At 67.2% G+C, this 26,174-nt stretch carries 28 protein-coding genes; 13 read left to right on the top strand and 15 right to left on the bottom strand.

Going from position 1 to position 26,174, the window contains the following annotated elements; genetic code table 11:
• Window positions 1–87: 87 nt before the first annotated feature.
• On the top strand, window positions 88–1,185 hold the full coding sequence (locus ACNJ7K_RS17300; RefSeq protein ID WP_487041987.1) for a 3-deoxy-7-phosphoheptulonate synthase: 1,098 nt from the start codon (window positions 88–90) through the stop codon (window positions 1,183–1,185).
• 81 nt (window positions 1,186–1,266) lie between these two features.
• Window positions 1,267–2,151, top strand: coding sequence for a glycosyltransferase family 2 protein (locus tag ACNJ7K_RS17295; protein ID WP_230788085.1), 885 nt, complete (start codon window positions 1,267–1,269; stop codon window positions 2,149–2,151).
• A 122-nt stretch (window positions 2,152–2,273) separates the two neighbouring features.
• Here ACNJ7K_RS17295 and thpD read toward each other — a convergent pair whose 3' ends face one another.
• The 3 genes from thpD to ACNJ7K_RS17280 form a co-directional block, all read right to left on the bottom strand.
• Window positions 2,274–3,164, bottom strand: coding sequence for an ectoine hydroxylase (gene thpD / locus ACNJ7K_RS17290; protein WP_159416623.1), 891 nt, complete (start codon window positions 3,162–3,164; stop codon window positions 2,274–2,276).
• 192 nt (window positions 3,165–3,356) lie between these two features.
• On the bottom strand, window positions 3,357–4,361 hold the full coding sequence (locus ACNJ7K_RS17285; protein ID WP_120281520.1) for an AraC family transcriptional regulator: 1,005 nt from the start codon (window positions 4,359–4,361) through the stop codon (window positions 3,357–3,359).
• Window positions 4,362–5,555, bottom strand: a complete 1,194-nt coding sequence (locus tag ACNJ7K_RS17280; RefSeq protein ID WP_120281521.1) for a pyridoxal phosphate-dependent aminotransferase — start codon at window positions 5,553–5,555, stop codon at window positions 4,362–4,364. It lies immediately after the preceding gene.
• 112 nt (window positions 5,556–5,667) lie between these two features.
• On the opposite strand from ACNJ7K_RS17280, the gene ACNJ7K_RS17275 reads away from it, so the two are divergent.
• Window positions 5,668–6,252, top strand: a complete 585-nt coding sequence (locus ACNJ7K_RS17275) for a carboxymuconolactone decarboxylase family protein (protein WP_120281522.1) — start codon at window positions 5,668–5,670, stop codon at window positions 6,250–6,252.
• Window positions 6,253–6,255: 3 nt separating this feature from the next.
• Here the strand turns inward: ACNJ7K_RS17275 and ACNJ7K_RS17270 are convergent, their stop codons facing one another.
• Window positions 6,256–7,182 (bottom strand): sigma-70 family RNA polymerase sigma factor, encoded by a 927-nt coding sequence (locus ACNJ7K_RS17270; RefSeq protein WP_487041986.1) that lies wholly within the window; start codon window positions 7,180–7,182, stop codon window positions 6,256–6,258.
• Between the two features lie 102 nt (window positions 7,183–7,284).
• Here ACNJ7K_RS17270 and ACNJ7K_RS17265 point away from each other — a divergent pair, with 102 nt between their 5' ends.
• Window positions 7,285–7,926: a GyrI-like domain-containing protein gene (locus ACNJ7K_RS17265; protein ID WP_159416620.1), complete on the top strand. Its 642-nt coding sequence runs from the start codon at window positions 7,285–7,287 to the stop codon at window positions 7,924–7,926.
• Complete coding sequence (locus tag ACNJ7K_RS17260) at window positions 7,926–8,420, top strand: NUDIX hydrolase (RefSeq protein ID WP_159416619.1); 495 nt, start codon at window positions 7,926–7,928, stop codon at window positions 8,418–8,420. The genes ACNJ7K_RS17265 and ACNJ7K_RS17260 overlap by 1 nt, the downstream gene beginning before the upstream one ends.
• On the opposite strand, the gene ACNJ7K_RS17255 is transcribed toward ACNJ7K_RS17260, so the two are convergent.
• Window positions 8,402–9,004, bottom strand: coding sequence for a TetR/AcrR family transcriptional regulator (locus ACNJ7K_RS17255; protein WP_081314495.1), 603 nt, complete (start codon window positions 9,002–9,004; stop codon window positions 8,402–8,404). The two genes, ACNJ7K_RS17260 and ACNJ7K_RS17255, sit on opposite strands and share 19 nt — an antisense overlap.
• Before the next feature lie 289 nt (window positions 9,005–9,293).
• Between ACNJ7K_RS17255 and ACNJ7K_RS17250 the strand changes: the two genes are divergently transcribed.
• Window positions 9,294–10,520, top strand: coding sequence for an oxygenase MpaB family protein (locus ACNJ7K_RS17250; protein WP_159416618.1), 1,227 nt, complete (start codon window positions 9,294–9,296; stop codon window positions 10,518–10,520).
• A 54-nt stretch (window positions 10,521–10,574) separates the two neighbouring features.
• On the opposite strand, the gene ACNJ7K_RS17245 is transcribed toward ACNJ7K_RS17250, so the two are convergent.
• The 6 genes from ACNJ7K_RS17245 to ACNJ7K_RS17220 form a co-directional block, all read right to left on the bottom strand.
• Window positions 10,575–10,988, bottom strand: a complete 414-nt coding sequence (locus ACNJ7K_RS17245; RefSeq protein ID WP_016695660.1) for a DUF302 domain-containing protein — start codon at window positions 10,986–10,988, stop codon at window positions 10,575–10,577.
• 31 nt (window positions 10,989–11,019) lie between these two features.
• A complete protein-coding gene (locus tag ACNJ7K_RS17240; protein WP_145691313.1) occupies window positions 11,020–11,289 on the bottom strand; it encodes a metal-sensitive transcriptional regulator in 270 nt (89 codons plus the stop codon).
• 79 nt (window positions 11,290–11,368) lie between these two features.
• Entirely contained in the window at window positions 11,369–11,683 is a 315-nt protein-coding gene (locus ACNJ7K_RS17235; RefSeq protein WP_159416617.1) for a rhodanese-like domain-containing protein, read from the bottom strand.
• Window positions 11,684–11,740: 57 nt separating this feature from the next.
• Window positions 11,741–12,619 (bottom strand): sulfite exporter TauE/SafE family protein, encoded by an 879-nt coding sequence (locus ACNJ7K_RS17230; protein ID WP_159416616.1) that lies wholly within the window; start codon window positions 12,617–12,619, stop codon window positions 11,741–11,743.
• 2 nt (window positions 12,620–12,621) lie between these two features.
• Window positions 12,622–13,218 (bottom strand): rhodanese-like domain-containing protein, encoded by a 597-nt coding sequence (locus ACNJ7K_RS17225; RefSeq protein WP_487041985.1) that lies wholly within the window; start codon window positions 13,216–13,218, stop codon window positions 12,622–12,624.
• A 120-nt stretch (window positions 13,219–13,338) separates the two neighbouring features.
• Window positions 13,339–13,608, bottom strand: coding sequence for a metal-sensitive transcriptional regulator (locus ACNJ7K_RS17220; RefSeq protein WP_487041984.1), 270 nt, complete (start codon window positions 13,606–13,608; stop codon window positions 13,339–13,341).
• Window positions 13,609–13,747: 139 nt separating this feature from the next.
• Between ACNJ7K_RS17220 and ACNJ7K_RS17215 the strand changes: the two genes are divergently transcribed.
• The 3 genes from ACNJ7K_RS17215 (at window position 13,748) to ACNJ7K_RS17205 (ending at window position 17,108) form a co-directional block, all read left to right on the top strand.
• On the top strand, window positions 13,748–15,127 hold the full coding sequence (locus ACNJ7K_RS17215) for an MBL fold metallo-hydrolase (RefSeq protein ID WP_487041983.1): 1,380 nt from the start codon (window positions 13,748–13,750) through the stop codon (window positions 15,125–15,127).
• A 31-nt stretch (window positions 15,128–15,158) separates the two neighbouring features.
• A complete protein-coding gene (trxA, locus tag ACNJ7K_RS17210) occupies window positions 15,159–15,533 on the top strand; it encodes a thioredoxin (RefSeq protein ID WP_016691289.1) in 375 nt (124 codons plus the stop codon).
• 294 nt (window positions 15,534–15,827) lie between these two features.
• Window positions 15,828–17,108, top strand: a complete 1,281-nt coding sequence (locus ACNJ7K_RS17205) for an MFS transporter (protein WP_487041982.1) — start codon at window positions 15,828–15,830, stop codon at window positions 17,106–17,108.
• 3 nt (window positions 17,109–17,111) lie between these two features.
• Here the strand turns inward: ACNJ7K_RS17205 and ACNJ7K_RS17200 are convergent, their stop codons facing one another.
• Window positions 17,112–18,161, bottom strand: coding sequence for a patatin-like phospholipase family protein (locus ACNJ7K_RS17200; RefSeq protein WP_159416612.1), 1,050 nt, complete (start codon window positions 18,159–18,161; stop codon window positions 17,112–17,114).
• Between the two features lie 165 nt (window positions 18,162–18,326).
• Here ACNJ7K_RS17200 and ACNJ7K_RS17195 point away from each other — a divergent pair, with 165 nt between their 5' ends.
• Entirely contained in the window at window positions 18,327–19,313 is a 987-nt protein-coding gene (locus ACNJ7K_RS17195; RefSeq protein ID WP_487041981.1) for a TIGR03560 family F420-dependent LLM class oxidoreductase, read from the top strand.
• 19 nt (window positions 19,314–19,332) lie between these two features.
• Here ACNJ7K_RS17195 and ACNJ7K_RS17190 read toward each other — a convergent pair whose 3' ends face one another.
• On the bottom strand, window positions 19,333–19,896 hold the full coding sequence (locus ACNJ7K_RS17190) for a GNAT family N-acetyltransferase (protein ID WP_026060962.1): 564 nt from the start codon (window positions 19,894–19,896) through the stop codon (window positions 19,333–19,335).
• 17 nt (window positions 19,897–19,913) lie between these two features.
• On the bottom strand, window positions 19,914–20,582 hold the full coding sequence (locus tag ACNJ7K_RS17185) for a DUF3239 domain-containing protein (protein WP_159416610.1): 669 nt from the start codon (window positions 20,580–20,582) through the stop codon (window positions 19,914–19,916).
• A gap of 270 nt (window positions 20,583–20,852) precedes the next feature.
• Here ACNJ7K_RS17185 and ACNJ7K_RS17180 point away from each other — a divergent pair, with 270 nt between their 5' ends.
• From ACNJ7K_RS17180 to ACNJ7K_RS17170, 3 genes are read left to right on the top strand one after another with little or no spacing between them, the layout of a single operon-like run.
• Window positions 20,853–22,223: a CitMHS family transporter gene (locus ACNJ7K_RS17180; RefSeq protein WP_487042004.1), complete on the top strand. Its 1,371-nt coding sequence runs from the start codon at window positions 20,853–20,855 to the stop codon at window positions 22,221–22,223.
• A 49-nt stretch (window positions 22,224–22,272) separates the two neighbouring features.
• Window positions 22,273–23,973, top strand: coding sequence for an ATP-binding protein (locus ACNJ7K_RS17175; protein WP_487041980.1), 1,701 nt, complete (start codon window positions 22,273–22,275; stop codon window positions 23,971–23,973).
• Complete coding sequence (locus ACNJ7K_RS17170; RefSeq protein ID WP_487041979.1) at window positions 23,955–24,617, top strand: response regulator; 663 nt, start codon at window positions 23,955–23,957, stop codon at window positions 24,615–24,617. The genes ACNJ7K_RS17175 and ACNJ7K_RS17170 overlap by 19 nt, the downstream gene beginning before the upstream one ends.
• 39 nt (window positions 24,618–24,656) lie before the next feature.
• Here ACNJ7K_RS17170 and ACNJ7K_RS17165 read toward each other — a convergent pair.
• On the bottom strand, window positions 24,657–26,174 hold a 1,518-nt coding region (locus ACNJ7K_RS17165), incomplete at its 5' end, for a DNA repair helicase XPB (protein ID WP_487041978.1).

Here is a 26,174-nt window from a genome sequence, read left to right as displayed (position 1 = left end):
TCACCTACGAGCCGGATCCAGACCGGCTCGTAGGAATCTCAGGTTCTCTCGGGTCGGAATCCGAACCACCGAGAACAGGAACCATCGATGAGCCCCAGCACCGGAACCGCGATCACCGGAATCTCCACGTCGAATCTCGACGAACAGCGCACCGTCAAGGTCAGCCCCCTCGTCGCACCCTCCGAGATCCGTGCCGAGTACGCACCCGACGCCGTCGTCGCAGCGACCGTCCGCTCGGGTCGCGCCGGCACCGTCGACATCCTCAACGGAGCCGACGACCGCCTCGTCGTCGTGGTCGGCCCCTGCTCCGTGCACGACCCCGCCGCCGCGATGGACTACGCGCGCCGTCTGGCCGCCAAGGCCGAGGAATTGCGCGACGACCTGCACGTCGTGATGCGCGTGTACTTCGAGAAGCCGCGCACCACGCTCGGATGGAAGGGCCTGCTCAACGACCCGCACCTCGACGGCACCTTCGACATCAACACCGGCCTGCGCATCGGCCGCAAGCTGCTGCTCGACGTCTCCGGTCTCGGCCTGCCCGTCGGCTGCGAGTTCCTCGATCCGATCCTTCCCCAGTACTACGCCGACCTGGTCACCTACGGAGCCATCGGCGCCCGCACCGCCGCGAGTCAGGTCCACCGCCAGCTGTGCAGCGCGCTGTCCATGCCCGTCGGCATCAAGAACTCCACCGAAGGTGACGTGCAGGTCGCGGTCGACGGCACCCGTGCCGCAGCGGCCAGCCACGTCTTCCCCGGCACCGACCTCGACGGTCAGGCTGCGCTCATCGAGACCGTCGGCAACCCGGACTGCCACGTCATCCTGCGCGGTGGTAGCGCGGGACCGAACTACGACGCCGAGACCGTGGCCGACACGATGGCCCGCCTGCGCAAGGCCGGTCTGCCCGAGCGTGTCGTCATCGACGTGAGCCACGGCAACAGCCGCAAGGACCACAACAAGCAGGTCGACGTCGTCACCGATGTCGCCGAGCGCATCGAGGCCGGTGAGAAGGGCATCGTCGGACTGATGCTCGAGAGCTTCATCGAGGCGGGACGTCAGGACCTGACCCTCGGCGAGGCCGACAAGCTCGACTACGGCAAGTCGATCACCGACGCATGCATCGACTGGGACACCACCGCCGCGCAGCTCGACCGCCTCGCGCAGGCCGTGCGCACCCGTCGCGGCTGAACCGTCTGCGGCGCGAAGGGCCGGCGGAGTCGTCAGTGATGGCGAACCGCCGGCCCTCGTCGGTCCGGTAGCGTCGTTTCCATGGCTACGAACAGGTTGTCGATCGTCGTGCCGGCCCACAACGAGGAGCGTTACATCGCGCAATGCCTCGCGGCGCTGCTCGCCCAGAAGTCGGAGATCCACGAAATCCTGGTCGTGGACAACAATTCGACCGATCGCACGGCGCAGATCATCGACGCCATCGCCGCCGGCGAGCCCCTCGTGCGACGGATCGTCGAGTCACGGCCGGGTGTCGCATTCGCGCGTAATGCCGGATTCGACGCGGCCACGGGAGATCTCATCGGACGGATCGATGCGGACACGCGGGTTCGTCCCGGCTGGGCGCACACCGTCCGCAGCTTCTTCGCCCGCGACGACACCGCCGAGGTGGGAGCGATCAGCGGACTCAGCAACTCCTACGATTCCCCCTACCGCAGGCTCAAACAGTGGTACATCGACAAGCGGGTCGCGCAAGGAACATTCGGCGGGGAACGGCGGATCGACAATCTGCACGGCGCGAACATGGCACTGCGACGGTCCGCGTGGGAACGGGTCCGCGACGCCGTCAGTACCGACCCGAAGATCCACGAGGACATCGACCTCGCACTGTGTCTCCGTGAAGCGGACATCGAGATCGCCCAGCTCACCGAACTGTTCGTCGACGTGTCACCGCGCCGCGCCTACACACCGCCGAGCGAGTACGCGGCCTACATCCGATCGGGCATCGACACTTTCGAACTGCACGGCAGACTCACGCCGCAGATCCGCAAACTCGTTCGCCTGCAGTCGCGTCTCCACGTGATCGCGTATGCGGCATACCGGCCCTACGATCGCGAGCTGGGCAGGTTCACCCTCCGGCGAGCGATCTTCGGCTCGCGCGGACGCGCCATGCCCATCGACATGCAGGAACGCACGACATCTCCGTGAGACCGCGGCCTGTCCGCGTCGCTGCGACAACGGCGCCTTGTCCGCGGCGCTCCCGACGACGGCGGCCGGGACGCCGCAGGGCATCCCGGCCACAGCCGTGGGAGGTGCTCACCTCATGTCTGTCACTTCAGGGGCGTGAAGTCGCGGCTGCCCAGATAGGGCGGACGCGGCTTCGACGCGGCGAAGGGTTCGACGAGCGTGTTCTCGACGCTGTTGAACACCACGAACAGGTTCGAACGCGGGAACGGCGTGATGTTCCCGTTCGAACCGTGCATGCAGTTCGAATCGAAGACCGTCGCCGAACCTGCCGGGCCGGTGAATGTCGCGATGCCGTGCTCGGCCGCCAACCGGGTGAGGGTGTCCTCGTCGGGCGAACCCGTCGGCGGAACATGGGTGACCAGGGACTCGCGGTAGTAGTCCTCGGGCGTCTCACCCGCGCACGAGACGTACGTCCTGTGCGAACCCGGCATGATCATCAAACCGCCGTTGTAGCCGTAGTTCTCGGTCAGAGCGATCGAGATGCTCAGGGCACGCGGCTTGGGCATGCCGTCCTCGGCGTGCCACGTCTCGAAGTCCGAATGCCAGTAGAACGGGCCCCCGCGGAAGCCGGGCTTGACGTTGAGCCGCGACTGGTGGACGTACACATCGGATCCCAGCAGTTGCCGTGCGATACCGACGATCTCGGGCCTGCGGATGATGGAGTCCACGAGATCGCTGAGCCGGTGCACGTCGAAGACCGAGCGGACATCGCCGCTGCCCTGTTCGCGGACCACACGGTCGTCGTCACCGAGCTCCCGGCCGAGTCGTGCGGTCTCCTCCAGAAGGTTTCCCACATCGTGTGCGGCGAGAAGCCCTTCGGCGGTGTGGAACCCGCGGCGGTCGTATTCGACCACGGCCTCGGCGTCGAGCGGCCCGCCGGTAGCCGAACCCCAGACGACGGGATCCTTCCTCTCGACGGACTCGCAGGCGGTGCGACCGCGGGTCGGATAGTCGTCGCGAACGATCGTGCGCATAGCTCGTAAATCACCCTCTCGAAAGTCGATGACGGTTCGCTTCCGACGTTCCCACTGAAAATGCAGGAATGCAAGCCGGGCTCCGGCATGTCCGCGTGCCGGCTCCTCGCCCATAGCTCCTGGTCGAATCGAGTTTCGTTCCGGAACCGGCCGGGTATGCGTCGGCGTCGCGACGGTCGGCAGCCGCGAGCGTCAGCGGTGTTCTCGGTATGCGCGAGGGGTGTTTCCGGTCCACCTCTTGAACGCCCGGCGGAAGGCGCTCGGCTCGGAGAAGCCGAGCCGGGACGACAGATCGTCGACCGCTTCACCGCGTCTCAGACCCGCGATCGCGAGGTCGCGGAGGACCTCCTCGCGCAACTGCCCCAGCGACGTGCCCTCCTGGCGGAGCAGGCGTCGCAGATGGGGAGGGCTCACCGCGAGCCTGCCGGCGATGTCCTCGGCGGTCGCCGTCCGGCCTTCGATGCCCGACTCGAAGATCCGCCGCACCTGGGACGACACCGTCGACTCGTACTCACGTTCGGAGAGAATGAGATTCGGAGAATCCCGCAGGTACTCCTCGAGTGATTCCTCGGTCTGAACGAGCGGCGACTTCAGTGCAGCATTGTCGATCTCGAGCGCGGCCCGTCCCACGCCGAAGGTCACCGGCACGCCGAAGATCGCGTCGTAACTGCGCGCCAGGACGGGATCGGGTTCGGTGTACGGCAGGAACACCGATTCGAGGGGGACACGCCCGCCCACCAGCCACGCGGCGAAGCGGTGCAGCAGCATGAGAAGAAAATCCACCACCACACGGGTCTTGTCGTCCACGACCTCCGGCAGTTCCACGTCCAGGAAGGTGGTGGACGCCCCCGGGGTCAGGCTCAACTGCGGCAGGGACCGGATGACATGGTTCACCTCGATCATCCGTTGCAGAGCGTGGTCGAGATCGGGTCGGTGGATGAGGGTCAGGCACATCACGCGGAAGGTGCCGCGGGGCACGGGAGCCGCTGCGATGCCGAAGAGTTCGTCGTCGGTGATCTGCCAGACCACCTGCGTGAAACGACTGACCTGGGCGGGAGTGAGCCGGGCATGGGGATGGGTGAGCACCGCGCGGCTGATACGTGCCGCCTCGAGTGCCGGTTGCAGATCGATACCCTCCTCGGCTCCCACCCGTACCGCTCGCGACACGAAGTCCGACGGGATGGTCGGTCGCAACATCTAGCGCGCCTCCTGCAATCCGTTCAGACGTGCCACCGCTTCGGTGAGCACCTCGTCCTGTTTGCAGAACGCGAAGCGCACCAGATGGTTCCACGACGCAGTGTCGTCCACGAAGACGCTCACCGGTACCGCGGCCACCCCGATACGGCCCGGAAGTTCCCGGCAGAAGGCCACCGCGTCGGTCCGGCCGAGGGGTGTCAGATCGGCACACACGAAATAGGTTCCGGCGGAGTCGAACACCTTCAGACCGGCCTCGGAGAGTGCGTGGGACAGGAACGTTCGCTTGCGTTCGAGATCGGCGCGCATCGACGCGATCCACTCCTGTTCGTGCGTCAACGCATGTGCGACCGCCGGTTGGAAGGGCGCCCCACCGACGAACGTCATGAACTGTTTCGCGGCGCGCACCCCGTCGATCAGCTCGCGCGGGCCCATCGCCCACCCGATCTTCCATCCGGTGACGTTGAAGGTCTTGGCGGCGCTCGAGACCGTGATCGTCCGTTCGGCCATGCCGGGCAACGATGCGAGCGGGATGTGCGTACGGCCGTCGAAGACCAGATGTTCGTACACCTCATCGGACAGCACCAGCAGGTCGCGTTCGCAGGCGAGCTCGGCCAGGGCGGTCAGCGCTTCACGGTCGTAGACGGTGCCGGTGGGATTGTGCGGGCTGTTGACGACCAGCATCCGTGTCCGGTCGGTGACGGCGGCGCGCAGGGCGTCGACGTCGAGCACGAAACCGTTCCCGGAACGGGTCAGCGGCACGGTCCGTCGCGTTGCGCCGGCGAGCGCCACCGAGGCCGCGTACGAGTCGTAGTACGGCTCCGTGAGGAGCACCTCCTCGCCGGGTTCGACGAGCCCGAGGATGGCGGCGCTGATTGCCTCGGTGGCGCCGACGGTGACGAGTACCTCGGATTCGGGGTCGTGGTGCAGGCCGTACCGCGCGGCGCGGTCGGCGGCGACGGCCTCGCGCAGGACCGGCATGCCGGACCCGGGCGGGTACTGGTTGACCCCCTCGGCGATGGCGCGGCGGGCGATCTCGAGCATGGCGGGCGGGCCGTCGACGTCGGGAAAGCCCTGCCCGAGGTTGATCGCACCGTGCCGGACGGCGAGTTCGGTCATCTCGGCGAAGATCGTCGAGGCGAACGGTCGTAACCGGGCGACCGTACGAACTCGTCCCGAAGTCGTCGAATCAGCCATTCCTGCAGCGTAGCGCCCGCGGTGTCACATCCGTGCGGCCCGCCTCGTCTCCATGATGTAGGCCACCTCGAACCGGCGGAGTATCCGTCGGTCGCACCGGAAGGACACCGTCATGGCACGACTCGAAGCCGTCGCTCCCGACCGCACCGGTCCGATGACCCGTGCGATGTATGCGCTCGCCCGCCGCAGGTTCGGTTCGGTCCCCGAACCCTTCGCGGTGGCCGCGCATCATCCGCGGTTGATGCGTACGAGCGGAGTCCACGAGATGCTCGCCCAACGCGCCTCCACCGTCCTGCCCGCCGCGGTTCGGGAGATCGCCGTCTACCGCGTGGCGTGGACCGTCGGATGCTCGTGGTGCATCGACTTCGGGACGATGCTGCAGCGACTGGATGGACTCGACACCGAACGACTCGCCCACATCGCCGAATACGAGACCTCCGATCTCTACAGCGACGACGAGAAAGCGGCGATCGCCTACGCCGATGCGATGACCGGCGACGTGGCGAGGGAGGTCACCGATGAACAGGTCGCCGACCTCGAGCGTCGTTTCGGGCCGGCGGGCGTCGTCGAACTCACCTATCAGATCGCGCTCGAGAACATGCGTGCGCGCATGAACTCGGCGCTGGGCATCCACGATCAGGGATTCAGCACGGACGCCTGCCGGGTGCCGTGGGCCGACGAAGCCGGGAACGCATGACACCTAGTCGAAGATGCTGTCGGGCAGGAGCACTCCGCGTCCGAGCTTCTCGGGATTCGCGATGTCGTAAGCCGCCCAGATTCGTCCGTCCCGCACGGTCCACGCCGTCACGCGCGGAGGAAAACCCGGCCGACCGTTCTCGGCCGGACGACCGCGGTTCAACAGACCCAGCTCGCCGTTGACGAGGACCGGTTCGAAGGCCGTCAACGCCTCGGCTCCGTAGAGCCGCAGCAGTCCGAGGATGAACCGCGCGACCTTCTCGGCCCCGATTACGACGTTCAGCGCCGTGCGGGTCGTGCCGCCGGCGTCGCCGATCATGCGAGCGTCGGGATGGAGCGCGGCGACGACGGCGTCGAGGTCGGCGCCCGCGAAGGCCGCGACGAGCCGCGCGACGGCCTCCTCGTGTTCGGCCGGTGAAGTCGGCGGTGGAACCGCCGAGACCGTGCGGCGAGCGCGGGAGGCCAGCTGGCGGGCGGTCGAGGTGGCGATGCCGAGGATGCGGGCGATGTCGTCGAACGGGATGTCGAACGCGTCGTGGAGCACGAACGCGACGCGCTGGGCCGGTGTCAGGTTGTCGAGGACGACGAGCGCGGCCAGCCGGTTGTCCTCGTCGCGCACGATCTCGTCGAGCGGGTCCGGGGGAGCGGGGGAGCCGAGGGGCGCCACGACGGGTTCGGGTAGCCACTGGCCCACGTAGGTCTCGCGGCGCACCGCGGCCGAGCGCAGTCTGTCGAGGCACAACCGTCCCACGACGGTCGTCAGCCAGGCACGCAGGTCGCGCACCTCGGAGACGTCCGCGCCCGCGAGTCGCAGCCATGCGTCCTGCACGGCGTCCTCGGCGTCGGCGATGCTGCCGGTGAGGCGGTACGCCACCGACAGCAGGTGGGTGCGGTTCTCCTCGAATGTCTTCTGGGTGCTCTCGTCGAGCATGGGGACGATGCTAGACGCGATCGGCCCCGGGGCGAAGGGGTGTCGATCGCCCGTACGGATGCCATCGGACGCTTATTCTCGTCCTCGAACGGAAGGGGCGCCGTGGACAAATACGACATCAAGCGTGAGTACCGCGAGCTGTACTCGTGCTCGACCGAGGATTTCGTCGAGGTGCACGTCCCCGAGTTCGGTTACCTCGCCGTGGACGGCAAGGGTGATCCGAACGGTTCCGAGGAGTACGCCGATGCCGTCGAGGCCCTCTACGCGGTGGCGTACACCCTGAAGTTCACCTCCAAGAAGGAACTCGGCCGGGATTTCGTCGTCGGACCTCTCGAAGGTCTGTGGTGGAGCGAGGACATGACCACCTTCCTCACGCGGGACAAGAACTCCTGGTCGTGGCGCATGCTCATCGCGCAGCCTCCCTGGATCACCGACGACATGGTGGACGACGCGATCGAGGCTGCGGGCGACAAGGCCGGGGCGAAGAAGAAGCCGCTCCCGTCCCTGTCGCGTGTGCAGCCGTTCCGGATGACGGAGGGCAGGGCACTGCAGATCCTGCACATCGGACCGTACGACGACGAAGGCCCCGTCCTGCATCACCTGCACACGCAGGTGATGCCCGAACGAGGGGTGACGTTCGCCGGCGACCACCACGAGATCTACCTGTCCGACCCTCGTCGCGCGGCCCCGGAGAAGCTGAAAGCCATTCTGCGTCAGCCTGTCGCAGGAATACAGGAGCGATGATGGCCGTCACCAGCGCAGGTCTGATGTTCTACCGCGTCGACGACACAGGTCTGCTCAGCGTGTGGCTCGTCCACCCCGGCGGCCCGTTCTGGAAGGGGAAGGACGAAGCGGCCTGGTCGGTGCCGAAGGGGGAGTACGGCCCGGAGGAGGACCCCAGGGAGGTCGCCCTGCGCGAGTTCACCGAGGAGTGCGGGATCGAACCGCCGGACGTGCCGCTGTCGTTGCTCGGTCGCTACCGGCAGTCGTCCGGCAAGATCGTCAGCATCTACGCGGGGGAGACGACGGACGAGTTGGAATTCGCCGAAAGCAACACGTGCGAGGTCGAATGGCCGCCGAAGTCCGGTAAGCGGATCACGATCCCGGAGGTCGACGATGCGCGCTGGATCGTCGCGGCGGACGCCGAGACGAAACTGCACAAGGGGCAGCGGCCGGTGCTGGAAGCACTGCGTACGCGATTGGACGAAGAAGGCCGGTACTACCGCGTCGAACCGTAGTCCGGCAGCACCATCGGAACGAGGAACTGCCGGGCGATCGAGGCGAGAGCCTCGTCGTCGTCGATGTCGACGACCTGGCTCGGTGTGGTGAGGAACGACGCCGAGATGCGGACGAGCATCTCGGCCACGAGGTCGGTGTTCAGATCGGCGGCGACCGTTCCGGCGCGTTGTTCACGCTGCAACTGCCCCGCGACGAACCGGCGGACGGCGGCGAGCATCGTTCCGTCGTCGCCCCCGATCGCACCTGCGAACAGCACCGGTTCGGTCTCGAGCAGATTGCCGATCAGCCTGTTGGTGCGGATGACACGCAGCGCGCTGACGAATCCGAGGACCACCCGGTCCGCCACGGTGTCGGCCTGGGCGATGTCCTCGAGGAAACGCAGGAAGTAGCGGCGGAACTCGCGAAGGATGACCTCGTCGACGAGGGCGTCCTTCGATTCGAACTTGCGGTACAAGGTGATTCGCGACAGCTTCGCACGGCGGGCGATCTCCTCCATCGAGGAGCGTTGGATGCCGGTGCGGCAGAACTGTTCGTAGGCGGCATCGAGCAGGCGCACGCGGGTCTCGTCGATCTCGGTACCCATGACGGATTCGTCCGGAAGGAGAAGTGCGTCCTGAAAAGCACGTTCCAGCAACGACGCCGATTCGGCAGGGGGCGGTGGAGAGGCGGGTGAGACCGCTCGGAAAATCGGCGACGCAGAATCCACATGTCCTCCTCGAAGTGCAGAGTTTACCGTTCCGGTCCTGTCGCCGACCATCCCGAGCAGTGACATTTCACGATTCATTGTGACCCGAGCCACGGTGTGGTTCCATGTTACAGAGAAACTCCGGATGTTTCATTGCTGCATCCACGAGTCGTAGGGGAGCGACAGTATGGATAATCCGAGCAGGCGCGACGTTCTGAAAACCGGTGGCCTCCTTGGCGCGCTGGGGGCGTTCGCGGTGGCGACACCGGCCCAGGCCCGACCCTGGAGGTGGTCGCCGGCAGGGTCGATACCGGGTACGGGGAGCGGTGCCGATCCGCGACAGGTATGGGACGCCGAGGCCGACCCGCTCGTCGCCTCGTTGCTCGAGCGCGGCGACGTACCGAGGGTCAACGAGCTGCTGCGCACCTGGAAGAAGAACTCCCAGCCGTTGCCCGAAGGGCTTCCGAACGACCTGCGCGATTTCATGGAACACGCCCGGCAGCTTCCGTCCTGGGCCGATCCGGCGAAACTCGAGACGGCCGTCCGGTTCAACGAGAAGCGCGGGCTGTATCTCGGTGTCCTGTACGGATTCGTGAGCGGGATGATGAGCACGGTCATCCCGAAGGAAGCACTGGCCGTCTACTATTCCAAGGGCGGCGCCAACATGAAGGGCCGCATCTCGAAGACGGCGAAACTCGGGTACGACATCGGTTCTCGCAACGCGTATCTGGGCGACGGTGAAATGATCGTCACGTCCGTCAAGACCAGGCTCGTCCATGCCGCCGTGCGCCATCTGCTCCCGCAATCGTCGCACTGGTCCAACATGGCGCCCGAGGATGTGCCGATCAGCCAGCACGACATGATGGTCACCTGGCACAGCCTGCCCACCAGCGTGATGCGCACGTTGAAGGAGTGGAAGGTTCCGATCCCGGCTGCGGAGGCCGACGGATTTCTCCACTCGTGGCAGGTCAGCGCGCACATGCTCGGTATCGAGGATCAGTACATCCCGGCCACCTGGGACGACGCCGAATCCCAGGCGCAGGAAGCGCTCGATCCGATCCTCGCGCCCACGCCCGAGGGTGTGAAGCTCGCCGATATGCTGCTCGACCTCGGTAAGGGTCTCGACTTCACGCTCCTGACCCGCCCCATCCTCGGGGCGCTGACACGGTTCGCGCTCGGCGACGAGATCGCCGACTGGCTCAACATTCCACGCGAACCCGTCTGGGGCACACTGCTCGACGTCGCGTGGGGCCCGTTCATCGCGGTACGCGAAGGGCTGTTGCCGCTCCCGCTGGCGCCGGATGCCTACTGGACGTTCGACGAACTGCTGCGCCAGTTCGTCCTGCTGTACATGTCGGAACTGCGCCCGATCAGCATCGAGATCCCCGAATACAACAATCCCAACTATCCCTGACCCGTTCGGGGCGAGGGCCGGCACAGTCGCCGTGCTGGCCCTCGTGGTGTCGCTTCAGTTCTGTGCCGTATCCGCCTTCAAGGAATCGATGGCGGCCTGCAAAGCGGTGGTGGCGTCGTCGGCGACCTCCGCGAGTCCCGGCTGATCGGCGACCTGCACCATCATCTGTGGGTTCATCGCGTCGACCACCACGGTGTCGGGATCCTCGGGGTCGGTGCGGACCACGACGTTGCAGGGGAGCAAGAGCCCGATCTGCCGATCGACCGTCACCGCCCGGTGGGCGAGCGGCGGATTGCATGCACCGAGGATCATGTAATCCTCCAGCTCCTCACCGAGCTTGGCCTTCAGGGTGGCCTTCATGTCGATCTCGGTGAGAATGCCGAATCCCTGCCCGGCCAGTGCCTTGCGGGTGCGTTCGACCGCATCGTCGAACGAGGTATGCAGGGTGGTCGAGAGTGCGAGTGTCATGGGTGTCCTGCTTTCTCTCGGATGGGAGGTGTCAAGCCAGGGCGAGGAAGAGCTTCTCGAGTTCGGCCTCGGACATCGGCTCCTTGCCGTCCTGGGCCGTCTCGGTGAGGCATTCCCGCAAACCGCTCGCCACAATCTTGAATCCGGCGCGGTCCAGAGCGCGGGAGACCGCGGCGAGCTGGGTTACGACATCCTTGCAGTCACGACCCTGTTCGATCATCGCGATCACTCCGCCGAGCTGACCCTGCGCGCGGCGCAGCCGGTTGAGTACCAGTGCGATGCTGTCTTCGTCGCCGACCATGGAGGCGTCCTTTCCTAGTTCTGTAGACCAGTGTACCCCCGGGGGTATCTGGTCGGAGTGTGAGTTGTGCGACCGATGCTCAGGCGGTGGGGCCGCGCCGGACCTCTCGGCCCGCAGTCACCCACGCTCTCGTTCCGCCGGCAACGGATACCGCGGGCCGTCCGGCCGATTCGAGGATCTCGGCTCCGCGCTTGCTCCGGTTTCCCGATGCACAGATGACGTAGACGGTCTCTCCCGGAGATACCTCGCCCACACGGGCGGACAGTTCGGGGAGGGGAATCAATTGGGCGCCGGGAACGTGGCCCTGGATGTACTCGTAGTCCTCGCGGACATCGAGCACCGGAGCTCCGGACTCCCACGCCTGGATCAGAGCGGCAGTGTCGACTTCGTGCATGGTGAACTCCTCGGTTCGGGTCCGTCGAGAATGGGTGAGCACTTCCGACTCTTCCGCTCAGCCCGCCGCCACGGCGGCGCGAGGGCGCCCTCCGAGTCGTTGCAGCGGGCAGTGCTCCCTGCGGTTGCAGGCATAGATAGCGCCGGCGGCAACGACGGTGAGTGCCGCCGCGGCGATGCCGACGCCGGGGTGGATCTCCTGGGCGAGGATGACGGAGGACATGATCAGGACGAACCAGCCGAAGCTCTTGCGCAGGGTGTCCGGATCGACCAGTGAGGTCAGGCGGCCGCCGATGAGGCTGCCCACGACGGCGGCACCGGTGACCATCGCCGCCAGACGCCAGTCGATCTGCACTGTGGACAGGTAACCGCCGAGTCCGGCGAAGGACTTCATGGCGATCACGATCAGCGAGGTACCGACGGCGACCGGCATCGGCAGGCCGCCGAGCAGTGCCAGAGCCGGGACGACGAGGAAGCCGCCGCCGGCGCCGACGAGGCCGGTGACCAGACCGACGACCACACCGTCGAGCAGGATCTTGCCGACGGGCATCGCGCGCTCGCCCTCGTCGGCCGCGGCTTTGTTCTTGCGGCCGCGGAGCATCGCGATCGCCGTGGCGATCATCATCACGGCGAAGCCGAGCAGCAGGACGGTGCCCGGGATGAAGCGTGAGAGCAGACCACCGCCGTAGGCGCCGACCATGCCTGCCAGGCCGAACAGGATTCCGGTGCGCCACTGCACGCGGCCGGCACGTGCGTGGGAGATCGCGCCGACCGCGCTGGTGACACCCACGACCAGCAGCGAAGTGGCAATCGCTTCCTTGGCGTCCATGCCTGCGACGTAAGCGAGTAGCGGGACGGTGAGAATCGAGCCCCCGCCACCGAGCAGTCCGAGGGTGACACCGACGAGCACTGCCAGAGCTACGGTCAACGCGATCATGATCAGTTCCTCTCGGCGCGTTCTGTATTCGACCGGACCAGCTGCGCGACGATGCTCTGGGCATCACACGAGGCGCCGCGGTTGTAGGGCAGCTTGGACAGCAGCATGCCCATCGCGCAGGTGTTCGACAGTGCGGCGAAGGTCAACCCACCGCCGATTCCGGCGGCGAGCCACTTGAGCTTCGGCACGGCGATACTGCCGAGAGCCGAGGTCAGCACGAGCGAACCGGCGACGAGCCGGACCTGGCGTTCGAGATCCCAGCGTTCGGCGCCGCGGTTGACGGGCAGGCCGGCCGATTCCCAGCCGAGCATGCCGCCGGCGAGGATGTGGAGGTTGAACAATCCTGCATCGCGCAGGGTCTCTTCGGCTTGACCGGCACGCTGTCCGGATCTGCATACCAGCACGACGTTCTCGTCGAAATGGGCACAGAATTCGTCGCGGTGCTCGCGCAACAGGTCCAGGGGGACGTTGTAGGCGCCGGGAATGTGCACGGACTCGAACTCGCCCGGAGTCCGGACGTCGATGATCCGCACGTTCTTGCCGGAGTCGATCGACGCGTGCAAGGAGTTCGGGTCGACGGTGACAGCAGACTCGATCATGAATGGCCTTTCGATCAGGGAATCGGATGGGGCTGATAGAAGTGCCCCAGGGGGTATTCTTCGACTATCGTACACATACCCCCAGGGGTATATGCAAGGAGTGAGTGTTGTCGTGTGAACTCAGGCGAGGCCGAGGAACAACCCCTCGAGTTCCTTCTCGGTGATGCGGTCGTCGCAGGCGGCGTCCTGTTCGTCGAGGATGCATCGGCGGAGCCGTTCCGAGATGATCTTGAATCCGGCGCGATGCAGCGCGTGGGATGTCGCTGCGAGCTGGATGACCACCTCGCGCAGATCGCGGTCGGTTTCGAGCATCGTGATAACCGCGGTGAGCTGGCCTTGTGCTCGGCGCAGGCGTCGCAGGGCGGCGGTATCGGCTTCCGGATTCTCCATCGGTAACTCCCTGCTCGATCCTGCGCTGCCGGGAAATCGAACCCGGATACCCCAGGGGGTACTTGACATACCCTAGGGGGTATATGCCACGATGTCTACATCGCCGGAACATCACCCGGATCCAGCAACGGAGGAATCCATGATTCTCGAGCAGTACTACATCGAGTGCCTCTCCCACGCGTCCTACCTCATCGGCGACGAGAGCGCCGGCAGGGCGGTCGTGGTCGACCCCCGCCGCGACATCACCGAATACCTGTCCGACGCAAAGAAGTACGGGCTGACCATCGAAGGTGTGATCAACACCCACTTCCACGCCGACTTCGTCTCCGGCCACCTCGAACTGGTCGACGCCACAGGTGCGTGGATCGGATTCGGTGAAGCCGCCGAGACCGACTACCCGATCCGGCGGTTGCGCGACGGCGAGAAGATCTCCCTCGGCGAGGTCGAACTCGAAATCCTGTCCACCCCGGGCCACACCTGGGAATCGATCTCGGTGCTGGTGCGCGAACACCCCGGCGCCGTCCCGACCGCGGTGCTCACCGGCGACTCCCTGTTCATCGGCGACGTCGGACGCCCGGACCTGGTCAACCTCGGCGACGGCTCGACCGGCGATCTGGCCCGGGCGATGTACCGCACCGTGCACGAGAAGCTGCTGACGCTGCCCGACGAGGTCGTCGTCATGCCTGCTCACGGTGCCGGTTCGTCGTGTGGAAAGAACCTGTCGACCGATCTGACCTCGACCATCGGCGAGCAGCGCGCCACGAATCCGTCCGTGCAGCCCATGAGCGAGGACGACTTCGTCGCCCTGGTCACCGAAGGGCAGCCGGCCGCCCCGTCGTACTTCTCGGTCGACGCCGCGATGAACAAGCGGATGCATCCGCTCCTGGTGCAGGACCGCACGATTCCCGAGTTGACGCCGGAGCAGGTGAAGGCCGAACTCGTCGCCGGCACGCGTGTTCTCGATGCGAGAAGCGTCGACGATTTCGCCGCTGGGCATCTGCGCGGCTCGGTCAACGTCGGATTCGACGGGCGTTTCGCCGAGACCGGCGGCATGGTCGCCGAGGTCGGCGAGAAGATCGTGCTGATCACCTATCCCGGTGAGGAGCAGGACGCCGCGGTGCGCCTGGCGCGCATCGGATCCGATGGTGCGGCAGGTTATCTGAACGTCGATCGCGACGGTGTCTTCCCCGCCGAACTGAGGGATCTGATCGAGACCGCCCGACGCACGACGGTCGAGGAACTCGACCGCTTGCTCGCCGACGATGCGGTCACCCTCGTCGACATCCGCAACCCCGGTGAACGCGAATCCGGCGCTATTCCCGGATCGGTTCCTATTCCGTTGGCGCAGTTGCGCGCCCGCCTGGACCAGGTTCCCGCCGGCAAGCCGATCGTGGTGCACTGTGCCGGTGGATGGCGTTCGAGCGTGGCGGCTTCGCTGCTGCGGGCCCAGGGCTTCGAGAACGTCACGGACCTGCTCGGCGGCTACAACGCGTGGGCCGAATCTCACGTCCCTGCCTGATCATTCCGGCCCGGAGAAAGGAACGGAAACGATGACGACGAAGAACCTCACGATGGCGGACTTCGAATCCACCATCGTCGGCAACGATATCGTGCTCGTCGACTTCTGGGCGTCGTGGTGCGGCCCGTGCCGTGCCTTCGCCCCTGTCTTCGACAAGTCGTCGCAGGTACACCCCGAGATCGTGCATGCCAAGGTCGACACCGAGGCCGAGCAGCAGCTCGCCGCCATGGCGAACATCCGCTCGATTCCGACGATCATGGCATTCCGAGAAGGTGTGCTCGTCTACTCACAGCCCGGCGCGTTGCCGGCACCGGCTCTCGAGGACCTGATCACCCGGATCGAGGCCCTCGATATGACCGAGATCCACGACCAGGTTGCCGAACAACGCGCAGCCTCCCGCTCCTGACCCTTCGCCGGGTCCGTAGCGAACTCTCATCGAGGAGGACTCTCATGTGTTACCCCGTCGCCTGCCCGAACTGCGGAAAGACCGGATGGGGCGGATGCGGACAGCATGTCGACGCCGTCTTGCGTTCCGTGCCCGCCGCCGATCGCTGCACCTGCGGTCAGGACACCGTCCCGGCCCGCGCCGAGCGTCGAAGCGTGCGTTCGCTCTTCCGTCGCTGACCTCGGTCACAACCATGGAGACGGTGTCCGAACCGGAACCGGCCGTAGCCGTCGGTCCCGACCCGGAGGCCGGGACGTGAGCCCCAGGGCCACGCCCCGGCCTCCGGTGCTGGGCCTGCGGGCCAACGCCGCGCAGTTCACCCTGTTGGTGGTGGTCAACGCCCTGGTGGGAGGCATGGTCGGTCAGCAACAGGCCGTGCTGCCGCTGCTTGCCGAGAACGAATTCGGGCTGAGCGGTTACACATTCATTTTCACCTACGTGACCGCCTTCGGGATCACCAAGGCCGCCGCGAACTACTTTGCCGGGACCTTCTCCGACCGCTACGGACGCAAACCCGTGCTGCTGGTGGGATGGTTGTTCGCCCTGCCGGTACCTCTCATGCTGATTCTCGCCACCGACTGGTGGTGGGTGGTAGCCGCGAACGTACTGTTGGGTATCAACCAGGGGCTCACCTGGTCGACGACCGTGGTGATGAAGATCGATCTGGTCGGTCCGGCCCGGCGCGGTCTGGCCATGGGACTCAACGAAGCTGCAGGTTACGGCGCTGTCGCCGTGACATCACTGTTCGCCGGTCACCTGGCCGAGCAATTCGGTCTGCGCCCGGCACCCTTCCTGTTGGGGCTCGCGTACACAGCCCTGGCGTTGGTGTTGTCGGGTTTCTTCGTGAAGGAAACTCGGGATCACGCACTGCTCGACGCCGGGCACCATGTGGCCCGCGCCGACGGGATCCACGATCACCTTCACGCCGACCTGACCGACCGTGAGATCGTGGCCCAGACCAGTCTTCGGGAACCCGCTCTGTCCTCGGCGAGTCAGGCGGGACTGGTCAACAACCTCAATTTCGGTCTCTCATGGGGATTGTTTCCCCTGTTGTTCGCCACCGCGGATCTCGCCGTTGCACAGATCGGCCTGCTGTTCGCCCTTTATCCAGGAGTGTGGGGCGCGGGACAATTGGTCACCGGAGCCCTTTCGGACCGGATCGGCCGGAAGCACCTGATCACCGCGGGAATGGCCACACAGGCCGCCGCCCTGGCGGTCATCGCGCTGAGCGACGCATTCGCGGGCTGGGCGACCGGCACCGTACTGCTGGGCGCGGGCACCGCCATGGTCTATCCCACCCTGCTGGCCGTGATCGGCGACGTCGCCCACCCGGTCTGGCGAGGCAGGGCCGTCGGCGTCTACCGCGTCTGGCGCGATCTCGGCTACGCGGTCGGGGCAGTCCTCGGCGGGATCGTCGCCGACCTGATGGGTCTGCACGCCGCCGTCGGAGTCGCTGCGGCCGTCAGCGCAACCTCCGCGCTGATCGTCGCTCTCCGGATGTACGAAACACACCGGCCGGTCGCCGCTGCTCGGTAGCAGTCAAGGCGAGCCGGGCTCGTCCGGTGACGAGTCGACAGAGATCTCGGGCCCCGGACCGGTGGGGGCGGAGGCCGCGATACCGGCACGATCGAGGGCGTCCTCGGCGAGTGCGCGCCCCAGCGCGATCATCTCGGCCGCCTTGTGGAAGTCGAGACTTCGGCACGCGGTGCGCGGGACCTCCACGAGGATGTCGGGCGGATAGGCCGCCAGCTGGAACCGGGACAGCGCCGACTGCATGATGTCGAGCGACCGGTTCATCACCGCGACGCGTCCGAACTTCGGGATGAGCGCATCGTCGGCGTCGACGTCGCCAGTGTCCTCGGTGTCCTCCTCCGGCGGCTCGTCGTTCGCCGCATTGGTCGAGAACCGGTTGACCACCGACCGCACGATGTCGGTGTCGAGCATCTGGTTGGCGCTGCGCCGGAAACGTGCCTTCCATTCCTCGATGGGCCGTGCCTCGGAGCTGGCGTTCTCGGGTGATCGTGCCGAGCCCTGCTCCTCCCCACCGAGGCTGACTCCGATCGTGAGGTCGGCGGGCATGCCGACCGTCGGTGCGATCGGTAGGGGCGACAGGGTGCCGCCGTCAGTGAGGACGCGGCCGTTGAGTATCACCGGCGTGATGACACCGGGTATCGCGATGGACGCCCGGATCGCAGCGTGGACGGGACCTCGCTGGAACCAGACGGCGCGACCTGCTGCGAGGTCGGTGGCTACTGCGGTGAACGGAATCGGGAGTTCCTCGATCACCGCATCGCCGAGGATCTCCCGCATCTTGGACAGGATTCGTTCGGCGCGGATCGCGCCGGGGGCCGAGACCGACAGGTCGAGAAGGCGCACCACATCCATCTGGGACAGACCCGTGGCCCATTCGGTGTACGGGTCCATCGCGCCTGCCGCGTAGACGCCACCGACCAGCGCGCCCATCGAAGCGCCTGAGACTCCGACAATTTCGAGGCCACGTTCCTCGATCGCCCGGATGGCGCCGATATGGGCGTATCCGCGGGCACCGCCACTGCCGAGGGCGAGTGCCACGCGTGTCCGTCCGGCCATGGGTCCGATGGTACGCAGCACCCTCACCGATATCCGACGGGAGCGCAGTCGTCGTGTCGCGCACAGCGCCGGAGTTCGGAAGAATGTTCGGCGGTCGCACTGCACACTGGAGCCTGTGGGTGGATGGACGACATCGCGCCCCGTACCTATCAGCGAAGGAGCCGCATGCGTTTCGGATTGTTCGTCCCCCAAGGTTGGCGACTGGACCTCGTCGGCATCGACCCCTCCGACCAGTGGCAGGTGATGCGCGATCTCGCGCTCCGCGCCGATCGCGGACCGTGGGAATCGATCTGGGTGTACGACCACTTCCACACCGTCCCTGCACCCACCGACGAGGCCACCCACGAGGCATGGAGCCTCGTGTCGGCCTTCGCCGCCGTCACCGAGCGCGTGCGCATCGGCCAGATGTGTACGGCCATGGCCTACCGCAACCCCGCCTATCTCGCGAAGGCCGCGGCCACCGCCGACATCATCTCCGGTGGGCGCATCGAGATGGGGATCGGTGGCGGATGGTACGAACACGAATGGCGTGCATACGGTTACGGCTTCCCGTCGCCGGGTGAGCGGCTGCGCCGACTCGACGAGGGCGTGCAGATCTTCCGACAGGCGTGGACCACGGGTTCCGCGACGTTCTCGGGTAGGCATTACACCGTCGACGGAGCCATCGTCCGTCCGCTTCCGCTGCAGGACGGCGGTATTCCGCTGTGGATCGCCGGCGGCGGCGAGAAGGTGACCCTGAAGATCGCCGCGAAGTACGCGCAGTACACCAACTTCGACGGCACACCCGAAGGGTTCGCGCGCAAGTCGGAGATCCTGCGCGAGCACTGCGCCGAGGTCGGCACCGACTTCGACGCCATCGTGCGATCGGCCAACTACAACGTGGCGATCGGCCGCACCGAAGCCGAGGTGCAGGACCGGCTCGAGGCACTGCGGGCCCGTCTCGAACCGATCGTCGGAGCGGAGAAGGCCGACGGGGCGCTCGACGCCTTCCGGGGGATGCCCGCCGTCGGCACCCCCGAGCAGATCGTCGAGAACCTCGCTGCGCTGAAGAAGCAGGGGCTCGAGTACGCGATCTTCTACGTTCCCGAAGCCGCCTACGACACCTCGGGGCTGGAACTGCTCGAGAAGGAAGTGCTCCCGCACCTCGTGTGATGCCCACTGCCCCTGAGGCCTAGAGGGGCCAGCCCTCCACAGGTCCGGGTGGGTCGTCGGCGGACAGTCCGGCGACCCACACGTCCCGCGGCACGCCCCGCTGGAGCAGGCCGTTGCGGGCGATGCCCTCGTACCGGAACCCGACCCGTCGTGCGACGGCGGCGGAGGCATGGTTGCCGACGAAGGCACGCCACGCGACCCGCGGGACGTTCATGCCGTCCGGCGCGAACGCGAAACCGCATGCCAGGCGCACCGCGGCGGTCGCGAGTCCGTGGCGCCGCGTCGTCGGTGCGATCCAGTACCCGATCTCCGGGTCCGAGCCCTCACGCGGAACGAATCCGACCATGCCGCGCAATACTCCGTCCGCGGCGGTGCGCACGGCCCAGTCGGGCCATCCCTGGGCCCACTTGGCCGGAACGACGTCCTCGACGAAGTGCAGCGCGTCCGCTCGGGCGTAGGGGGAGGGCACGGTGGTCCACCGGGCGATCAGCGGATCCCGGCACGCCTGGGTGATGGCGTCGACGTCGGCCGGACCCGGTGGCGAGAGCACCACCGCGCCGTCGGTCAGCGTGCGTACGTCCATGTCACCGCAGTCCTGTGTCACCGCATCTCGGGCGGCAGTTCCTTGCTCGCCAGTTCGAGGCGACGCTCGTCGGTGGCGTCGATCTGGTCCACCATCTTCAGCTTGTCCTTCAGCACGCGCCACTCCACCTCGGGGATCTGCGCGACCGCGTCGGCAATGATCTTCTGATCACGGGTACCCCAGGCGATCGGCATGGGGCCCACCATCTGCCAGACCCCCGAGTCGTTGCGGGTCGTGCGGTCGGACAGGACCGCGGCACACGGCACCCGCTCACCGATCGCGATCCGGTGACCCGGCACCGCCTCCACGTTGCGGGTGACCAGGGCGAAGTGCCGACCGGACGTCTCGGGCTTGGCGATGTCGACCAGCGCGAGCAGCGTCAGCCCGCGGGCACGCTTGGCGGCGACGACGGCCGGGACGAGCGGGCTGTCGCGGTAGAGCTGCTCGATGGTCCCCACCTTGCGCGGCGCCCACAATGCCACCCACACCGACGTCGCTGCCGCGATCGCCAGCACGGCGGCGACGATGTACGCCCAGGCCTCGCCGAGCAGGAACAGACCCACCGCACCCGCGACACACACCAGGCCGACGAATATCGCCGACCACCGCAGACGACGGACATCCGCGAGGGTCTGGTTCACGGTCTTGGCATGGGGCAGGTCCACAGGGAAGTCGAAGCGGCGCACGCCACCAGCTTATGGGAGCCCTTCGGCCGACCACTGCCGGTCTCCGGCGGCGAGCCCGGCCGCGGCGGGCTCGAGCAGAATGCGCACAACGGCGCTTTCGCGCGCAACGGTGACTCGGTGAGGGACGTGGCCACACACTCTGCTGTAGCAGAGATCACACAATCCTCACGGCTTCGAGCCGGACCCCGCACGAACCTCCGGTCGCACCCGCGACCCGTGGTCGACGTGTGCCCGGACCGGCCCTGATCACGTCAGAAAGTGGGCACCGCCATGCTCGTCGTCCTCGGCTTCCTGATGGTCGCCACGTTCATGTACCTGATCATGTCGAAACGGGCCACCCCGGTCGTCGGCCTGATCCTGATCCCGGTCGCGTTCGGCCTGATCGCCGGAGCCGGCACCGACATCGGCGACATGATCGTCGACGGCGTCGAAAGTCTCGCCCCCACAGCGGCGCTGCTGTTCTTCGCGATCATCTTCTTCGGCATCATGATCGACGTCGGCCTGTTCGATCCGCTCGTGCGGCTCATCCTGCGGCTCGTGCGCGACGACCCGGCACGACTGGTGATCGGAACCGCAGTGCTGGCGATGGTCGTCTCCCTCGACGGGGACGGGTCCACGACGTTCATCATCACCACCTCCGCACTGTTGCCGCTCTACCTGAAACTGAAGGTCAGCCCCGTCGTCCTCACCGTCGTCGCGGGCCTGGCGAATGCCACGATGAACATCATCCCGTGGGGCGGGCCGACGGTCCGTGCGGCCAGCGCGCTCGGGTTGTCCCCGTCCGACGTGTTCGTCCCGATGATCCCGTCGCTCGTCGTGGGACTCGTGGTCGTGCTGGGCTTCGCTGCTCATCTGGGCTTCGTCGAACGTCGCCGCCTCGGGAAGCTCACGTGGAAGCCCGACCTGATGCCGCTCGGCGCCGGTCCGTCCGGAGTGGGTACGACGGTCGGAAAGGACACCGATGCCACCGACGGGGAGGTCGGTCAGTTGGCTGCCGGACTCGACCCCGACCGTCCGACCCTGCGTCCGCGTCTGCTGCCCTTCAACGCGATCCTCACGGTGGCGCTGCTCGTCGTCCTCGGTCTCGACATCCTGCCGATCCCCGTGCTGTTCATGATCGCCGCCGGTATCGCGCTGGCCGTGAACTTCCCGCGCGTCGTCGACCAGTCCGCCGCGATCGCACGCCATTCGTCGAGCATCGTGTCGGTCGTCGCGATGGTGTTCGCCGCGGCCGTCCTGACGGGCGTGTTCCAGGGCACCGGGATGGTCGAGTCGATGGCGTTGTGGCTCACCGGCGTCGTCCCCGACTCGCTCGGCCCGTTCCTCGCCGTCATCACCGGTCTGCTCAGCATCCCGATGACCTTCTTCATGACCAACGACGCCTTCTACTTCGGGGTGCTCCCCGTCCTGGCGGAGACGGCAGCGCAGTACGGCATCGAACCGGTCGAGATGGCGCGCGCATCGATCACCGGACAGCCCGTCCACATGCAGAGCCCGCTGGTCCCGGCGATCCTGCTGCTGGTGACCCTCGCCGGGGTGCCGTTGGCCGACCACCACCGCAAGGTGCTGTGGCGCGCGGGAGTGGTGTCGGTCGTGATGCTCGTCGTCGGGGTGGTACTCGGGCAGATTCCGTTCGGGTGAGATCGGCTCCGAGCCACACTGGACGGATGGGACGAACGGGAGCGACGCCGTGAAACTTCGCACCCAGGTACTTCTGCTCCAGTCCGCGGTGGTGGCGGTGGCGCTCGGCATCGGATTCACGGTGTTCGCCACCACCACCGAGGACCGAGTCACCGACGAGCACGGTCAGCGCGCGCTCGCGATCGCACGGTCGGTGTCCGCGGACCCGACCGTGCGGGACGAGGTCGCACGCTATTCGGCCGCCGACGACGGGGTGGTCTCCCCGGACAACCCGGAACTCGCATCCGGTGCGGTGCAGCAGGCCGCCGAGGCGGTCCGCACCGCCACCGGAGCGTTGTTCGTCGTGGTCACCGACGACCAGGGGCTCCGGCTCGCGCATCCCGATCCGGAGCAGCTCGGCCGGAGGGTGAGCACCGATCCCACCGAGGCACTCGCCGGACGCGAGGTCGTGACCAGCGAGTCGGGCACGCTCGGCGATTCCGTGCGGGCCAAGGTGCCGGTGACCGATCCCGCCTCGGGCAGAGTGGTCGGGGAGGTGAGCGTCGGCATCGCCACCGACCGGGTGCGCGCCGACCTGCGCAGCGACCTCGCCGATGCCGTCCTGATCGCGCTCGCGGCACTCGGGTGCGGTGCTGTCGGATCGTTGCTGCTCGCCAACCGCTGGAAGCGGCTCACTCTGGGACTCGAACCCGAACAGCTCACCGAGCTGGTCCGCGAACAGGAGGTCGTGCTGCACGGGATCTCCGACGGGGTCGTCGGCACCGACGCCCGCGGCAACGTCACCGTCGTCAACGCCGAGGCGCGTCGCCTGCTCGATCTCGACGACGGGATCGGCCGCAACGTCGGTCCCGACGACGGAATCGGCAACAGTGTCGACACCCTCGGCATGACCCCGCGGCTGCTCGACGTGCTGCGCTCCGCGGACGGCATCCCGGTCGCGGCGACCACCGGCGACCGGGTCGTCGTCGCCGTCTCGCGGCGTGTGGTGCGCGACGGCCGGGATCTCGGCACGGTGATGTCGGTGCGGGACCGGACCGACATCGAGGCACTCACGCGCGAACTCGACGCGGTCAAGGCGATGAGTACGGCACTGCGGGCCCAGCGGCACGAATTCGCGAACCGGCTCCACCTGCTCGACGGACTGCTCCGCCGGGAGCATGCGGAGCAGGCGCTCGAGTACATCGAACAGATCCTCGGTTCGGGCCCGCTCGGTGAGCAGCTCGAGGGCATCGACGCGATCACCGACCCGTACCTGCACGCCTTCCTCGTCGCGAAGGCCGCGCATGCGCGCGAGCAGGGAGTCACGCTCGTGCTCGGCGAGAACACGTGGGTGCACGCCACCGTGCGAGCGCCCGTCGACGTCACCACGGTGCTCGGCAACCTGCTCGACAATGCGATCGAGGCGGCACGCACGAGCGGGCGCGCTCCGGCCGAGATCGAGGTGGAACTGATGGAGGACGGTGCCGACCTGCACGTGAGTGTCGCGGACACCGGTGACGGCGTCGATCCCGAGCTGCCGGACATCTTCGCCGAGGGCGCGACGACCCGGAGCGATCCGACGGTGCCCGGCGGTCGCGGGATGGGGCTGGCACTGGCACGGCGCATCGCGCGGCTGCACGGTGGCGATGTCGTGCTCGCGGACTGCGGCGGGCAGCGCACCCCGGAGAATCCGACCGGGGGCGCGGTCTTCCTGGCGACGCTGCCCGGGATGCTCGACGAAAGGGACACGGGATGGGCGGAACGAATCTGAAGGTCCTCGTCGTCGACGACGACTTCCGAGTCGCCGAACTCCACGCATCCGTGGTCTCGAGTGTGGCGGGATTCGAGGTCTGCGCGGTCGCCGGGAGCATCGCGGCGGCCCGGGACGCCGTTCGGACCGGTCCCGTCGATCTCGCCCTCGTGGACGTGTACCTACCGGACGGCTCCGGAATCGACCTGATCCGGAGCCTCGAATGCGACAGTTTCGTGCTCGGTGCCGCCGGTGAGGGCACGACGGTGCGCGCGGCACTCACCGCTGGTGCACTGGTGTATCTGGTCAAACCGTTCGCGAGCACCGAACTGGCCCGGCGCCTGGCGGCCTACGTGCAGTACCGCAGGGTCGTCGCGGGGGAGGAGCTCACCCAGACCGAGATCGACACGGCGCTGGCCGCACTGCGGCCGGTGTTGCCGGCCACCCGCCCGGCGCCCTCGCGTTCGATGACCGAAGAGCTCGTGATGCAGGCGCTCCGGGAATCACCGGAACCGATGTCGGCGGGGGAGGTGGCCGTGACGATCGGGGTGTCGCGCGCGACCGCCCAGCGCTATCTTGCGGCGCTCGTCGCGAAGAAATGCCTTCGGATGCAGTTGCGCTACGGCACCACCGGCCGTCCCGAACAGGAATACCGGCCGCTGTGACACGGCAGTCCCTGTGACGCGTCGCGCAGGGACTCCGTGTCAGCCGATCTGCGGTCCGAGCAAGTCGTCGGCGTCGGTGATCCGGTACGCGTAACCCTGCTCGGCGAGGAACCGCTGGCGGTGCGCGGCGTACTCGGCGTCGAGGGTGTCGCGCGAGACCACGGAGTAGAAGTGGGCCTGGCCGCCGTCGTGCTTCGGACGCAGCAGCCGCCCGAGACGCTGGGCCTCCTCCTGACGCGAACCGAAGGTGCCCGACACCTGGATCGCGACCGAGGCCTCCGGCAGGTCGATGGAGAAGTTCGCGACCTTCGACACCACGAGCACCTTCAACTCGCCCGACCGGAACCGGTCGAACAGCGCCTCGCGTTCCTTCGTCTTCGTCGAACCCTTGATGACCGGGGCGTCGAGCGCTTCACCGAGCTCGTCGAGCTGATCGATGTAGGCACCGATGATCAGTGTCGGGGCGTCCTGGTGCTGCTCGAGGATCGACTTCACGACCGGGATCTTGGTGCGGGCGGTCGAGCACAGCTTGTACCGTTCCTCGGGCTCGGCGACCGCGTACGCCATGCGCTCGGCGTCGGTGAGGGTCACGCGGACCTCCACGCAGTCGGCGGGGGCGATCCAGCCTTGGGCCTCGATGTCCTTCCACGGCGCGTCGAACCGCTTCGGGCCGATGAGCGAGAAGACGTCGCCTTCGCGTCCGTCCTCGCGCACGAGGGTCGCGGTGAGACCGAGGCGGCGGCGGGACTGCAGATCGGCGGTCATACGGAAGACCGGCGCCGGCAGCAGGTGCACCTCGTCGTAGATCATCAGCCCCCAGTCGCGGGAGTCGAACAACTCGAGATTGCGGTATTCACCCTTCGACTTGCGGGTGATCACCTGGTAGGTGGCGATGGTGACCGGACGGATCTCCTTCTTCTCACCCGAGTACTCGCCTATCTCGTCCTCGGTGAGGGAGGTGCGGGCGATCAGCTCGCGCTTCCACTGCCGCCCGGCGACCGTGTTCGTCACGAGGATGAGCGTCGTCGCGCCGGCCTTCGCCATCGCGGCCGCGCCGACCATCGTCTTACCGGCACCGCACGGCAGCACCACCACACCCGAGCCGCCCGACCAGAACGAATCGGCGGCCAGTTCCTGGTAGTCGCGCAGGTGCCACGGATTCGTCTCGAAGTCCAGCGAGATCGAATGGGCCTCGCCGTCGACGTACCCCGCGAGGTCCTCGGCCGGCCAGCCGATCTTCAGCAGCATCTGCTTGACGCGTCCGCGCTCGCTCGGATGGACGATCACGGTGTCGTCGTCGATGCGCGCACCGAGCATCGGGGCGATCTTCTTGTTCCGCAGGACCTCGGCGAGCACCGCCCGGTCGAGGCTGACCAGGGTCAGGCCGTGCGCGGGGCTCTTGACCAGCTGGAGGCGCCCGTAGCGGCTCATGGTGTCGACGATGTCGACGAGCAGCGCCTGCGGGACGGCGAACCGGGAATGCGAGACCAGCGCGTCGACGACCTGCTCGGCGTCGTGACCGGCCGCACGCGCGTTCCACAGTGCCAGCGGCGTCAC

Source organism: Rhodococcus shunpengi (assembly GCF_048381395.1).
In the GTDB taxonomy this organism is placed as follows: domain Bacteria; phylum Actinomycetota; class Actinomycetes; order Mycobacteriales; family Mycobacteriaceae; genus Rhodococcus.
The sequence above is the reverse complement of the archived record's forward strand: the minus strand, read 5'-3'. Positions and strand labels throughout refer to the sequence as shown.